The sequence below is a fragment of the Micromonospora sp. RTBAU3-60 genome (genome assembly GCF_054963695.1).
This window is the reverse complement of sequence record NZ_JBUEGB010000110.1, coordinates 1-13,408: the sequence shown is the minus strand read 5'-3', so window position 1 is coordinate 13,408 and position 13,408 is coordinate 1. Positions and strand designations below refer to the sequence as shown.

Annotated in this window: 13 protein-coding genes; 5 read left to right on the top strand and 8 right to left on the bottom strand. The window is 68.4% G+C overall.

Features of this window, described 5'->3' with window-relative positions; all coding sequences use genetic code 11:
- The first annotated feature begins 1,141 nt into the window (after positions 1-1,141).
- Positions 1,142-1,345: a hypothetical protein gene (locus ACY34I_RS38540; RefSeq protein ID WP_143193843.1), complete on the top strand. Its 204-nt coding sequence runs from the start codon at positions 1,142-1,144 to the stop codon at positions 1,343-1,345.
- A gap of 91 nt (positions 1,346-1,436) precedes the next feature.
- On the opposite strand, the gene ACY34I_RS38535 is transcribed toward ACY34I_RS38540, so the two are convergent.
- A complete protein-coding gene (locus tag ACY34I_RS38535; protein WP_462760172.1) occupies positions 1,437-1,769 on the bottom strand; it encodes a hypothetical protein in 333 nt (110 codons plus the stop codon).
- Complete coding sequence (locus ACY34I_RS38530; RefSeq protein WP_462760170.1) at positions 1,766-2,596, bottom strand: IS5 family transposase; 831 nt, start codon at positions 2,594-2,596, stop codon at positions 1,766-1,768. The genes ACY34I_RS38535 and ACY34I_RS38530 overlap by 4 nt, the downstream gene beginning before the upstream one ends.
- A gap of 445 nt (positions 2,597-3,041) precedes the next feature.
- Here ACY34I_RS38530 and ACY34I_RS38525 point away from each other — a divergent pair, with 445 nt between their 5' ends.
- From ACY34I_RS38525 to ACY34I_RS38515, 3 genes are all read left to right on the top strand, one after another.
- Positions 3,042-6,059: a M36 family metallopeptidase gene (locus ACY34I_RS38525; protein WP_462760168.1), complete on the top strand. Its 3,018-nt coding sequence runs from the start codon at positions 3,042-3,044 to the stop codon at positions 6,057-6,059.
- 207 nt (positions 6,060-6,266) lie between these two features.
- Positions 6,267-8,258 (top strand): alpha/beta hydrolase family protein, encoded by a 1,992-nt coding sequence (locus tag ACY34I_RS38520; protein WP_462760166.1) that lies wholly within the window; start codon positions 6,267-6,269, stop codon positions 8,256-8,258.
- 717 nt (positions 8,259-8,975) lie between these two features.
- Entirely contained in the window at positions 8,976-9,170 is a 195-nt protein-coding gene (locus tag ACY34I_RS38515; RefSeq protein WP_462760164.1) for a hypothetical protein, read from the top strand.
- Positions 9,171-9,900: 730 nt separating this feature from the next.
- Here ACY34I_RS38515 and ACY34I_RS38510 read toward each other — a convergent pair.
- The 6 genes from ACY34I_RS38510 to gvpJ (ACY34I_RS38485) form a co-directional block, all read right to left on the bottom strand.
- Positions 9,901-10,671 carry a GvpL/GvpF family gas vesicle protein gene (locus ACY34I_RS38510; RefSeq protein ID WP_462760162.1) on the bottom strand — a complete coding sequence of 257 codons (771 nt, stop codon included), beginning with the start codon at positions 10,669-10,671 and terminating at the stop codon, positions 9,901-9,903.
- Between the two features lie 2 nt (positions 10,672-10,673).
- Positions 10,674-11,147, bottom strand: coding sequence for a gas vesicle structural protein GvpA (locus tag ACY34I_RS38505; protein ID WP_462760160.1), 474 nt, complete (start codon positions 11,145-11,147; stop codon positions 10,674-10,676).
- 75 nt (positions 11,148-11,222) lie between these two features.
- Positions 11,223-11,618: a gas vesicle protein K gene (locus ACY34I_RS38500; protein WP_462760176.1), complete on the bottom strand. Its 396-nt coding sequence runs from the start codon at positions 11,616-11,618 to the stop codon at positions 11,223-11,225.
- Positions 11,619-11,648: 30 nt separating this feature from the next.
- Complete coding sequence (gene gvpJ / locus ACY34I_RS38495) at positions 11,649-11,897, bottom strand: gas vesicle protein GvpJ (protein WP_462760158.1); 249 nt, start codon at positions 11,895-11,897, stop codon at positions 11,649-11,651.
- Entirely contained in the window at positions 11,890-12,711 is an 822-nt protein-coding gene (locus tag ACY34I_RS38490) for a GvpL/GvpF family gas vesicle protein (protein ID WP_462760156.1), read from the bottom strand. Before ACY34I_RS38490 ends, gvpJ (ACY34I_RS38495) begins: the two co-directional genes overlap by 8 nt.
- Positions 12,708-13,166 carry a gas vesicle protein GvpJ gene (gene gvpJ / locus ACY34I_RS38485; RefSeq protein ID WP_462760154.1) on the bottom strand — a complete coding sequence of 153 codons (459 nt, stop codon included), beginning with the start codon at positions 13,164-13,166 and terminating at the stop codon, positions 12,708-12,710. Before gvpJ (ACY34I_RS38485) ends, ACY34I_RS38490 begins: the two co-directional genes overlap by 4 nt.
- Before the next feature lie 107 nt (positions 13,167-13,273).
- Here gvpJ (ACY34I_RS38485) and ACY34I_RS38480 point away from each other — a divergent pair.
- A partial coding sequence (locus ACY34I_RS38480) for a helix-turn-helix domain-containing protein (protein WP_462760174.1) occupies positions 13,274-13,408 on the top strand: 135 nt, incomplete at its 3' end.

The following is a 13,408-nucleotide window of genomic DNA, read 5'->3' as shown; positions in this document are numbered from 1 at the left end:
GGCCGGCACCGGCTCGAACCGCTGCGAGGACCCCGGATCGAGCCGTGACGTGGCCGTCTGTGGCGCACCGGCCGGGTCCGGCCCGTCGGCGGCGGGGTCACCTCTCAGGTGTGACGCATCGAAGCCGTTCGGGAGGAGCGAGATCGGCACGAGCCGCCCCGTCCGGGACAGCTTGTACCGAGCACACGTCCGCCAACTCTCCGCGCTGTCGCAGTAGTAGTTCCGCCAGTCGCGCAAGCTTGCGTTGAGCAACGGGAAAAGCGGGCACTCCTGGGCGTGTGGGCAGCCCATGTCGCTCCGATCTGGCCAGTCACCCGGGGGTGATTGGGCGGGATGGCATGAGTTGGAGGGGTAGGTCTCGGTCAGCGAGCATACATACCGTATGGATGAATAGCGATCCCGAGGTGATCATGCCCAACGTCACTCTGATCAACGGCCTGGTCACGCGCTGATTCGGCCTGGCGCAGTTGGACGTGGATGGCCTGTGGCGGATCGCACGTCCACGCCGGCAGACGGCGTCCACGTCGGCGCCCTTCGGTTCACGCTGGCGGCGCTCAATCGGACCAGGACGCCTACCGGCTGAGCTGGATCGCATATCCGGGGGGTGCTGGAAAAATCCATTGGTGTCCATTGAAGTCCACTGGCGTACACACCGGTTGCCACTCGTTCCCTCGGTTCGCGACGCGGATGCTGCACAGGGGCTTAGTCGGTAGCGGCCGTCTGGTGCCTGATGGGTGACGAACTGAGAGGGCGGTTCGAAGATCTTTGAGTTGGTCTGCGGTTTGAGTCCGATTGGAGATCGTCCTGCAGGCTCGCTGTGGATAGAGATCACCGGATGTCGTGGAAGATGAATCCCGGTCATAACCGTCGGCCGTTAGCGGCGTTGGGCTGGTCATGGGTGATCGAAAGCCGCATCCCAGTGATGCCACCGACGAGCAGTGAGCGCTGATCGGCCCGTTCCTAGAGGACGTCTCGCAGCCCGGTGGAGGCGTCGCCCGCGCCCGGGTTGGTTCACCTGGCGGAGGGTGAGGTTCTGCAGCTACCCCTCAGCCGCACTTACCTGCCGTCCCCATCGCCAGTCCTGGCCCTTGACCTGGCCGTGCATCCTGGACGGCAGGGATCTCACCTCCAGGAGGCGGACATGCGCTGGCTCGTCATCCTCATCGTCGTACTGCTTGTCCTCGTGGCCCTGGCATTGTGGCGCCGCAGCCGACGGACGGCGACCGACGGGGACCACCAGGTCCGTAACCTGGCGGCGTCGGCGGAGGCCCGCCGCCGTCTGGACGACCACCGGAACCCGACGGACGGCAGCAACCTCCGCAGCAGCGGGGGCGGGAGTCTCTGAGAGGGCGGTTCGAAAGGCTAGGTCCTTTTCGGGGCAAGAACGAATATTCCGGGCTCGGTCTCGGTGAGGATCTGGCGGCTGACCAGGCGTTTCAGCCTCGCGCGAGCGCCTTCGACGTGCTTGGGTGAGGGCTCGACGCCGACGCGATGCAGATGTCTTTGGCGAGCATCCCGGTGGGCGCGGCGTGGAGGACGGCAAGGATCTGCTGGTAGGGGGCGCTGGCGATGGTCGGATCCTCGGCCGTGAACTCGGCGGCGGCCAGTGCTTGCAGGGTGGTGCGGGTGGTCGCGAGGTCGGCCAGTTCGCTGTCGATGCGGGCGAGTTCGGCGGTGAGCGCCGTGATCTGCTGGCGTAGCCGATCGGCGGCCTGACCTGCGGCGGTTTCGCGTTCGGCGATCAGGTCGAGGATCGTGGTGATGTTCACCGGTGCCGCCAGGACGGGGTGTTGGTGCCGGTCAGCCGCCGGACCAGGTTGGCCATCGACGTCCACAGGGTGCGCGACACCGATGACTCCGGTCGGCTCTCGTACTCGCGGGCGAGGCGGCGGTGCAGCATCAGCGTGCCGTTGACCTGCTCGACGATCCACCGCTTGCGGACCGGCACGAACCCCTGGCCGGTGTCGGCGCGTTTGACGATCTCGACGTCGATGCCCAGGACGGCGCCGTGGACCGCGACGTCCTGTTTGAAGCCGGCGTCCACCCAGGCCCGGGTGACCGTCGGGGTGTGCTCGGCGACCTTGTCCAGGAGCTTGATCCCGATCGCGTTGTCGGTGATCGAGGCGGCGGTCACCACCACGGCGATGATCAGGCCGAGGGCGTCCACGGCCAGGCCCCGCTTACGGCCGGGCACTCGTATCGCGGCGTCCTTACCGGTCGTCGCCGCGGGCACGTGGTTGGCCGCGCGCAGCGACTGCGTGTCCAGCACGACCGCGGTCGGATCCTCCCGGCGGCCGGCCTTCTCCCTCGCCTGGCAGCGCAGCAGTTCATGGATCGCCTGGTCGGTGCCGTCGTCACGCCACAACGCGAAGTAGTAGTACGTCGCTGACTTCTGTGGGAGGTCGTGCGGCAGATACGCCCACTGACAGCCGGTCCGGTTCTGATAGAGGATCGCGTTCACGATCTCCCGCAGATCGTAGTCACCCTGATGGCCCGAGACCGACACGCGCTTGGCCTTCCACACCTGCAGGAACGGGCCGATCAGCGCCCACTGCTCGTCGGTGACATCACTGGGATACGGCTTTCGATCACCCATGACCAGCCCAACGCCGCTAACGGCCGACGTCGGCGCTGGTCACCAGGCCGGCTCGGCCGGCGCCGGTCACGTCACCCATCGCAGCGCCGAGGCCGGGACGACGGTAGCCGCTACTGTCCGGCGACGTCCGATAGGTCGTCGGCCCGGAGGAACCATCCGCCCGCCCCAGCCGCACTCACGTGCCGTAGCCGTAGGACTGCGTCCTGCACGTTGCGTTGCGATGCAGCCGTCCCCGTCGATGTGCAGTACGACAGGCAGCCGGCACCGGCACGGGCGCAGGCATGATCAGACCCGCAGAGGAGTCTCGATGGGTATTCGTCGACCGCTTGCGGTCGGGGCGGCTTTCGCCTTGGTTCTCACGCTCAGTCCTGCTGTCGCCTCGGCCGTCGTTGACGTCGGCTCGCCGGTCGTCGACAGGCTTGATGTCCGGCGTGCAGCCCAGTCCGTGCGTCCCACGGACGGGCAACTCGCTGCGGTACGCGAGTTGGTCGCCGCCGCGAGTGCCGGTACTCGGGTCAGTTGGGACGGCCGGTTCGGCACGCCTCGGACGATCCGCAAGGACGGTGGCTGGCTCACCGGGCCCCGCTCGGGGGATCCCGTCTCGGTGGCCCGGTCGTTCATCGACGTCAACCGTGACGCGTTCGGCCTCACGGCGGCGGACGTCGCGTCACTCGCTGTCGTACGCGACCACGAACTGGTCGGTACCGGCACGCACGTCGTGAACTTCACGCAGACGTACGCGGGTCTGCCGGCGGTCCGCGGTGGCCGCCTCGGCGTGGCGGTGACCAGCGACGGCAAGGTTCTCTCCTACGCCGGCAATTCCGCCCGTACCGGCACGCTGCTGGGCACGCACAAACTCTCCGCGGCCAAGGTGCTGGAGGGCGTGGCCGGCAAGCTCGCCCCCGGGGTGTCCTACACCGCTGTGCCGGCCGGCGACCGCGCCGGCTTCCAGGTGTTCGCCAAGGGGCCGTTCGCCGGCGCCTCCTATGTGCAGAAAGCGGCGTTCCCGACCCGGGACGGCGCCCGGCCCGCCTACCGGGTGCTGTTCATCAAGGCCCTCGACGAGGCGTGGGACACCGTCGTCGACGCGGCGACCGGGGAAACGCTGTACCAGGCATCCCTGGTGGCGCACGACGCCGAAGGCACCGTCTACGAGAACTACCCCGGAGCCCCGGCCGGCGGCGCCCCGGTGGTCAAGTCGTTCGGGCCGACCGCCCAGTCCCCCTCGGGTTACGTCGACCCGACCGGGCTGGTGGGCCTGGCGGGCCTGACCACGGTCGGCAACAACGCCAACACCTACGCCAACTACTCGAACTTCCTGGTCCCCGCCGACCAGGGACCCCGGCCGGTGAGCCTCACCGGGCAGTTCAACTATGCGTACGCCGCGAACTGGGCCCGCAGCAACGGCCAGTCCGTGCCGCCGTCCTACGCCCTGGATCTCGATCCGGCGGCGACGAACCTGTTCTGGCACCACAACCGCATCCACGACGAGTTCCGGGCGCTGGGCTTCACCGAGTCCGCCGGTAATTTCCAGGTCAACAACGGCGGCAACGGCGGCCAGGGCGGTGACCCCGTTCTGGGGCTGGTCCACGCCGGGGCGGCAACCGGCGGCGCACCCACCTACACCGGCCGCGACAACGCCTACATGCTCACCCTCCCCGACGGCATCCCCGCCTGGAGCGGCATGTTCCTGTGGGAGCCGGTCAACGACACCTTCGAAGGGCCGTACTCCGACGGCAACTTCGACGCCTCCGTCATCGAACACGAGTACGCGCACGGGCTGTCCAACCGGTACGTCAGTGGCGAGGACAACGCTCTCAACTCCCACCAGTCCGGGTCGATGGGTGAGGGTTGGGGCGACTGGTACGCGCTGAACCACCTCTACGGCAACCAGCTCGCCACCACCGCCGTGGTCGGCCAGCACGTCACCGGCAACAGCGAACGCGGCATCCGCAACTGGAGCTACGACCAGAACCCCACCGGCTACGGCGACGTCGGATACGACCTTGGCGGCCCCGAGGTCCACTCGGACGGGGAGATCTGGACCACCATCCTGTGGGACATGCGCAAAGCCCTCGTCGCCCGGTACGGGCAGGTCGCCGGCGGTGAGATCGCCGCACGGCTGATCACCGACGCGATGCCGCTGTCCCCGGCGGACCCGTCGTTCATCGACATGCGCGACGCCATCCGCACCGCTTTGGACAACCGCTACCACAGCCGCTCCGACTACGCCGCCCTCGTGGATGCCGTGTACGGCGCGTTCGCCAAGCGGGGCCTGGGCGTGCACGCCGTCAGCGACGGCGGCGACGACACCGACCCCATCCCCTCCTACGAGCACACGAACCCGGCCCGCAACGGCACCCTGACCGGCACCGTCGTCAACGCGGCCACCGGCAAGCCCATCCCCGGCGCCCGCATCATGCTCGGCGTTTTCGAAGCCAGGGTCACGCCGCTGCGGACCTCGTCCGCGGACGGCGGGTTCTCCGCGCCGGTGACCGCCGGCACCTACCCGGTGACGATCGCGGCCGACGGGTTCGGCGCCCGGACCTTCCCGGGCATCAAGGTCACCGCCGGCAAGACCTCCGCGTTGCGGTTCGCCCTGGCACCCAACCTGGCCTCGGCCGCCAACGGCGCCACCATCGTCTCCGCCACCACGACCGGCGCCGCCCGCCTGATCGACGACACCGAAGCCAGCAGCTGGAAGACCACCCCGGGAACCGGGAACGCCGTGATCAAACTGGCCGCCCCGGCCCAGATCTCGTCGATCCAGGTCAGCGCCTTCACCACCTCCCGATTCGAGGGGCTGCGCGGGTTCACCCTGCAGACCTCCATCGACGGCACGAACTGGCAGACCACCCTGACCAAGGCGGACGCCTTCACCTACCAGACGCCTCGACCGACCGCGCCTGACCTGCACTACAAGCAGTTGACCCTGCCGAAGCCAGTGCAGGCACAGTACGTGCGGTTCTGGGCCGACACCGCGCTCGGCGAGACCAAGACCGACGTGCAGACCGCCGAGCTGCAGGTCTTCTCCCCCACCGCCACCGGGGTCGAGCCGCTGCCCCCGTCACCGCCGGACGCGCCGGTGACCGAGACCGGCGTCATCGCCACCGGGAACCCGTCCACCGGCACGGCCGACGACGCCACCGGCGTCACGGCCACGGCGTTCAAGACGACCTGTGCGGTGCCGGCGGCACCGGCGCAGGGCGCCGACGGCTGGGTCACCCAGTTGCCGGACAGCTTCGGCGACGGCGCCCACGAGGTGCACGTGAGCAGCGACAGCTTGGCCCCGTACGACTTCGACCTGTACTTCTACGACGAGTCGTGCACCTTGCTCGGCTCAGCGGCCTCCTCGGCCGCCGACGAGGCCGGCACGATCCCCAGCGGAACCCGATACGTCCTCACCCAACTGTGGCTGGGTGCCGCAGTCCCGTTCACCCTCACCGCAACCGACACCAAGTGAGCTGACCTTCGCCAGATCCTGTGTGCGGGGTGGTGGCTGCCGGCAGGCCGGTGGACACCACCCCGCAGTCGTCACAGCTCCCTCCGACTGTGACCGGGCTGTTGCGGAGTTGGCCATTTCAGAGATGAACATCAGTAGGAGAGGAGCAAGGCGGGCAGGTAGAGGGGCTGGATCACGGTGACACGGACGCGTAGGGAATGGGGCCGGGTGGCCCTCGCCGGCACGCTCGCTCTGTTGGCGGTCCTGCCGGGGGCAGCGCCCACCGTGGCGGCTGCGGCGGGCGACGGATCGCCGTATGCCGGGGCGCTGAGGGCGAACTGTGCGGCGTATCCGGGTGGGGCGACGATCTGCTCGGCGCAGGTTCCCAGTTTTGACGGCACGCCGCTGGACGTGGATGTCACCCGGCCCATGCCCGGCACTGGTGACATCCACCCCTTGATCGTGCTGCTGCACGGCTTCGGCAACGACAAGCACGAGTGGGAATCCACCTCGGCAGTCGCTGACGGGGCGGACAAGTATCACTGGAACAGCCACTGGTTCGCCGAACACGGCTACTACGTGCTCACCTACACCGCCCGCGGCTTCCGCGACAACGGCCCGAAAGCCAGCTACCAGCCGTCGACGCCCGCGGGCGTCACGCCGACCTGCCTGCCGCCCGGCGGGTCGGCCTGCCCGCCGGCCGGCACCATCCGCGTTAAAAACAAGGATGTCGAGATCCGCGACACCCAGTGGCTCGCCGCCCTGGTGGCGCTTGCCTATCTCGACATCAATCGGAACCAGGTCGCGGTCAGCGGCGGCTCCTACGGTGGCGGGGAGAGTTGGCTGCAGGCGGCCGCTCAGGCAGGCAGCGAGTATTGGAGCGACTGGCCCGGCCTGCCGCGGCTGCGTCTGCAGGTCGCCGTGCCCAAGTATCCGTGGACCGACCTCGCCTACGCGCTGATGCCCAACGGCCACGCGGGCGGACCTTCCCAAGCGCCCGCTGGTGAGCCGTACCGGGGCAGCGACCTGTACTCGTCGGCGCAGGGGGCGCCCGACAGTCTCGGCGTCGGCAACCCGATCGGCGTCGCCAAGACCAGCTACATCGGCGGGCTGTACGGTGTCGGCACTGCCAACGGTGTCTTCGACGAGGGCTCGCTGAGCCCGCAGAGCAACGGTCCGGAGCCGTTCACCGCCTGGCTGGCCAGAGTCGACGCGGGAGAGCCGTACAGCGCGCCGGGCCGCGTGGATGATCCGATTATGGGGCAGTTGAGAGCAGCGTTCAGCGGGTGGCACTCCGCCTACTACCAGCCGGGGTGGCGGATCGGCCGGGATGCGGGCCGTACGCCGGCGATTTTCTCCGTGTCGGGCTGGACCGATGACCTGTTTCCGCCGGTGGAGTCGTTCCGCATGTTCACCTACCTCAAGAGTCTGAACCGCGACTGGCCGGTCGCTGTCGCCGTAGGCGACATCGGGCACGCCCGGGCGCAGAACCCGCCGGCCGTGTGGCAGGCGATCAATGAACAGGCGTGGAGATTCCTACAGGCGAACATCACCGGCGGCCGCCCCGCGCGCACCACGGTATCCAGCTACCCCACGCGGTGCGCGGGCGCGGCGACAGCCGCGGACGCGATCCGCGCGGGTAGCCCGGAGGGCCTCGCCAAGGGAATCCTCATCGTCGACTACAACGGCTCGGTGCTCCTGGCGCCGACCTCAGGCGCCACCGATCCGGACGCAGCCGCCACCGATGCCGTCGCCGGCGGCACCATCACCTCTACCGGTGCCGGCTGCCGCACGTCCGTCCGGCTGACCACCTCCCCGACCGACGGCTACACCGGAATTTCGCAACCGCTGCCGACGGAGCAGACGCTCATCGGGATCGGCCACGCTCAAGCCCGGTACGCCGCCACGCCAGGCGCCACCACCGCGGTGCTGGCCGCACGGGTGTGGGACGTGTCCCCTGACGGCGTTGCGCTGCTGGTCAGTCGTGGCGTCTACCGGTTCGACTTCACCGGTTACGACCCCCGCAGCGGGGCAATCCAGGTGCCGTTGTACGGCAACCATTGGGCGTTCCCCGCCGGGCACCGGATCCGACTGGACCTTGCTCAGGTTGACCAGCCGACGTACCGGCCACCGAACCCGGCGGTGACCGCGGCGCTCGACGTGTCCGCCACCCGGCTCGTGCTGCCGGTCCGGGCACAAGCCGTCACCACCATCGGTTGATGGCCGCGCCTACCCCCTTGCAAGAGCTCACTGCGGAGCAAGGCGAGCGCGTGACTGTACACCTCACCCCCTTCCGGGGTCTAACCGGCGATGGTGCCCGTAACGGCACGGCCGCCCGCAACGCCTCCTTTTGTGGAGAGAACGGGCTTAAGCAGCTTCCCTGGCGGGCGGTTCGAGATCCAGGGTGACGCCCGGTCCGGTCGTTCAATGTGCAGAGGGAGTACGCATGATTGAGACCCCACCGTCAATCCCAGCTTCGAAGCCCAGGCCAGCCCGCCACTCCGCTGGCACCGCCTCGCCGAAATCCACAACCAAGACGCCGGCCGATGTGGACGGGGCTGCCCAGGTTGCCCAACCGGCGCCCGAGGAAAGGCGGAGCGTCACCTGCAGGCACTGCCGACGACCCCTGTTCAAGGACTCGCTCTGGGGGTGGATGCACGAGGGCCGCCGATACCTGTGCCAGGATCCGGCAACGGGCGAGGTGCTGTGCCAGCCCGCTACACCCGCCTAGCGCTCTGTCGCGTGGTTGTCTGCGGGACGAGCGACCGAACCCCGATCACAATCTGCACAGGCAACCTCACAGATATGTAACGCCGAGGAGCAGACCAGCGCCTGTTACCGATGAAGGCCGGCCTACGCGGCCTGCTTGTCGAGGAGGAACGACAGTCCTGCTGCTCATCCGAACAGCGCACCAGACGCCCGTCGGAGGAAACCCCGGTGATATACCAGACCAGCACCGAGCCGACCCGCCGGCATGGCCGCCACGCGGCCCCATCCGTGTGGGACCAGCCGGCGCAACTCCTGCGGACAATCCAGCATCTTCCGCGACTGAGGCCACCGCAGGCGGTGTTCGCCGTCGTTATTCTGCTGGCCATCAGCATCGTCATCGTTGCGGTACTGTCCGCCGGCTGACCTTGCTCCAACCATCCGTAGGCGGGAGCAGACCCGCACCGGCAACGCGACCGCGTCCAAGCAGGCCCGCTCCCAGCCAGCCAGCGCGCCCTCGGCCCAGACGTCGCGTCCGGCGTCCTTGGCGAGGTCTCCGCTGATCCGAGAGGCGCCTCCACGATCACAGGCGGTCACAGCAGGCAGGCAGTAGATGGGGACGCGCAGGGCGGTTGCCTGTCAATGGAACGAACCATTCGTCAGCGGGGGGCTGGGCAGTGCTCGGCGAGCAGCGCGGCCAGATGTGCTCCGCTGCATGCAACTACCATTCGCCGCCCTTGGAGTCCGGGGAGAGCGTCAAGACCGTTCGGGGCGGGGATCAGGGCGCATGCTGCGGTGCCGTCGATGTCGGCGCCGCACAGCTGGCATCGACTGGCGGTGGCACGTCTGTCCCGGGATCCTGCGTCGCGGACTAGCCGCCTCAAAAGGTGCATCGTTCCTGTGTAGCCCGGTCCTAGCGGCCTTGACATGGGCCGTCGGCTTGCTCACCTCGCCACATCCGGCCCAGGTCGATTCCTGCGGCCGACGCCGTTGCTCGGCCAGTCGGTCAGCATTCCCGTCGTGGAGCTTGCCCGGTTGGTCCTGCCGGGTTCACCTGTATGACGGCGCCGCGGGCCGGATTGGCCCAAGGCGTCCCGCCAGCAGCGACTGCCCTGAGCGTCAGGGTGTTGCTCATGGCACTGCTCGTACCGTCTCCTCACCATCCCCAGCGGCTGGGGGTGGTCCCGTTCGAGGGTGTCTGGGTCAGGTCGTTCTCAGCGTCGGCGAAATCGAGCGGTGGCAGCGGGCCGACGTACTCCGGGGTGTAGCGGTCGCCCAGGTCCTCGAGGAGGTCTTGGACGGCTGCGTCGAACCGCTCGAGGTCGTCGACCCGGACCAGGTAGTACTGGGTGAGCACCGTGACGTCGTCTCCGGTGCGTGAGCCGTGGTCAAGGGTGAGCGGCTTCAGCCGGCCCGCAACTTGAGCATCGAGTGCGGCGCGCCGCTCGGCTAGTCCTTGGTTCACCTGTTCACCGACGCTGATGTGCACGCTGACGTCTGCCGCGCCTGCTTTGACCTGCTCGACCAGCTCGCGCAATGGCGGTGACGAGGCGAGCAGGTCGCGAAGCTCGGCGTCTTGGTCGGCGATGAGTTTGAGTTGCATCTCGACCAGGCCGTCCAGTTGGTCCAGCCGTGAGGCGCCCTGCTCGCCGAGCGGTGCCAGGATTTCCGTTCGCACGGCATCGTCGTCTGGGGCTAGGGTGCCGAACCGAATCGGCAGGACCGGGCCGTTCTCGATCAGGGCCTGTAGGACGTCGAGGTAGCCGATGGCGTCGTCGTCGTGCAGGGCCTGGTCGCCGATCTGGCTCACCACTGCGGCCACCCGCTCGGCACCCACCAGCCGGACCTGGCCGGCTGGCTTCCCGATCCCGGTGAGACGCTCGGGCAGCGGGTGTGTGGAGCGGACCAGTGCGTAGACGACCAGCACGATCAGCTGTCCTTGTCAGTGGAACCGGAGCGTTCGGCCGCTTGGCGGGAAGGCTGACGTCCGATCGTGAGCTTGCGCCGCCGGCCACCCGAGTTATCGTCTTCGTCGTCGTCCTGCTCGTCCCGGCCGCTGTGCATGGAGTCCTTGATCTCGGTCAGCTTGTCTTTGACGCCGCCGAGCGCGCCGCGGGTCTTTGACCGGGAAGCTCCCTCCGTCATTCCCTGGATCATTCCGGGCAGGCCGGTGACCTGGCCCTCGGGTTGAAGGTCGAGGCGGTTGACCGCCTCGGCGAAGCGTAGGTAGGTGTCCACGCTGGCGATCACTACCCTGGCGTCGATGGTCAGTAGTTCGATCCCGACCAGCGAGACGCGTACATACGCGTCGATCACGATGCCCTTGTCCAGGATCAGATCCACGACATCGGCCAGGCTGCTCGGCCGGGGAGCGCGGTTCACTCCGGTGGTCATCACGGTCATCTTTATCGCCTCTCCTCAGTCGCTGGCCGCCCCATTGCTTTCGGTCGTCGGCGGCTAGTCGCGTTGCCGTCACCGCTACGACGCGGCGTGCCTGTCAGCTGTCTGGCCCGTCTTGGCGGTTCTGTCGGAGGTCACCAGCCGGTCGATGTTCGTCCGGAAGTCAGGTACTGCCGGCTGACGGTCCGCCGGTCCCGCAGTAGGTTGCGGGTCGACGACTTCGAATTCGCCATCGGAGTCCTGGAAGATCTCCCGCAGCTCGGCGAAGCGCCTGTCCAGGGCCAGCAGCGCCTGCCCCAGCCGCTCTACCTGCTGCGGGGTCAGATCACCGTCGTCCACCCGGCGCAACGCTTGGCGCTCTAGCAGTTGCCGGATCACGTCCAGGAGGACGACGACGAGGCGGCCGAGGCCCGCGCCGGCGTTTTCCGGGTCGATGTTCACCCGCAGCGGTGAATCTTTCCGCGATGGTGTCATCACGCGAGCCTCCTTTCCTGGGCGTCCCTGTCAGGCATTGCCCGGTTCGCGGTCGCTTACTCCACCGTCTTCGTGGTTATCCAGTCCAGCTTGGAGGTCGTCCAGCCGTTGGACCGAGATGAGCAGCAGGTTGAGATCTAGACGGATGAGATCGATGCCGGCTAGTCCGATCACGACGTCGCCGCTGATCACGGCGCCGCGATCGACGATCCGGTCAAGGAGGTCGACCAGGTCGGTGGTACCGGTGAGTCGGGTGCCCAGATCACGCTGCTCAGCCACGGCCGGCCACTTCGAGGTTGGTCACCGAGAAGGAGTACGGCGGCCACGGCCCGTTGAGGCTGAGCTGGTAACCCTCGGCCGCCACGCGGTCGCCGCATTGGTCGACAACCTCGATGAACGCCGACGACCGGTCGCGGTGCACCAGGTACGTCCGGTCTAGCAGGTTTCCGCCCCGGCCGGTGACGGCGTCGGCTGCCTGCTCACGCAGTGCCGCGTCCACGTCGGCGGCCAGCGTGGCCGTGGCCTGCCTGCGTCGCTGCATGCGCTGTAACGCCTCGCGCCGCTGCTGTAGGTAGGCTAGCCCGTCACCGGCGCTCGCGGAGGGTGAGCCGGCGTGGTCACCGTGGGCGGCATCTGCGGGGGTGCCCTCGGCATCGGGGGTAGCCGACTGGGTGTCAGCGGCATCGTGGCGCTTCGCGCCAGTGCGGCCGGTGACTCGCACCCCGAACTCGTCACAGCCGGCGACCTTGTCCAACAAGCGGCGTAACTGCTCGCCGCGGACGGCCAGCAGATCAGACAGGGCCCGCCGCCCGGTCACCACGGTGCCCAGCCGCAGCGGTAGCGTGGCGTCGGCGGCGTCCGCGGCGGCGCGGACCACCGCGTCATGCCGGCGAGCGAGCTCGCCGAGCATGGCCGGGTCGCCGGAATCGTCGTTGATCACCGCGAAGTTCTCGACGGACACCTCGCTGGTCACGACGCCCAAACCTGATGTGTGGAGGAGCTGCGTCGGTTCGCCGTAGACGCCCGACATTGTGGGCACTGCGGCGGCCGGCGGCACGATGGCGTACAGGTAGATGGCCCGGTTCGCTGTCATCCCGCGTTCCCCGACCCCATGCGCCGCTCGATCTCGGCCAGGCGCTCGCGCAGCGCCTCGTTCTCCGCCCGCAACTGCTCGATCGACCCATCACCGCCATCGCGTCCGCTGCCCACCGCCGTCGGAGAGGTCGGCCGCGCCTGATCCCCCTTCTCCCCCGCCTGATCGGCGTCGATTTCCTCCCGCTGGCCCGCGCTCGTCGCGACCTTCCGGTCGGCCTCGACTTGGGCGGCCTGCGAGTTCAGGAAAGGATCATGTAGCCACCAGTCGATGCCCATCTGCCGGGCCGTGTCCACCGACGCGACGAGCAGCCGCACCTTCAACGTCAACAGCTCGATGTCGAGCACGCCCACGACGATGTCGCCGACGATGACCACGCCACGGTCGAGGACCCGCTCCAAGACGTCCGCCAACGAATCCGAAGCGGGCTGGGCGTAACGCGAGCGGGGAGCCATCTGGTCTCCCGTCATCGGAATTGCGGCGTGGAAACTCGGCCGTTCAGGGCCGGGAGGAAACGCCGCTCCCTCCCTTCGATGATCGTCTTACGTGGACGGTTGTTAGGGTGTGGGACGTGGGTGGGGTGGTGCGGCGGGCGTACAAGTACCGCTTCTATCCGTCTCCTGAGCAGGCTGAGCTGTTGAACCGGACGTTCGGGTGTGTGCGGCTGGTGTACAACCGGGCGTTGGAAGCCCGGACC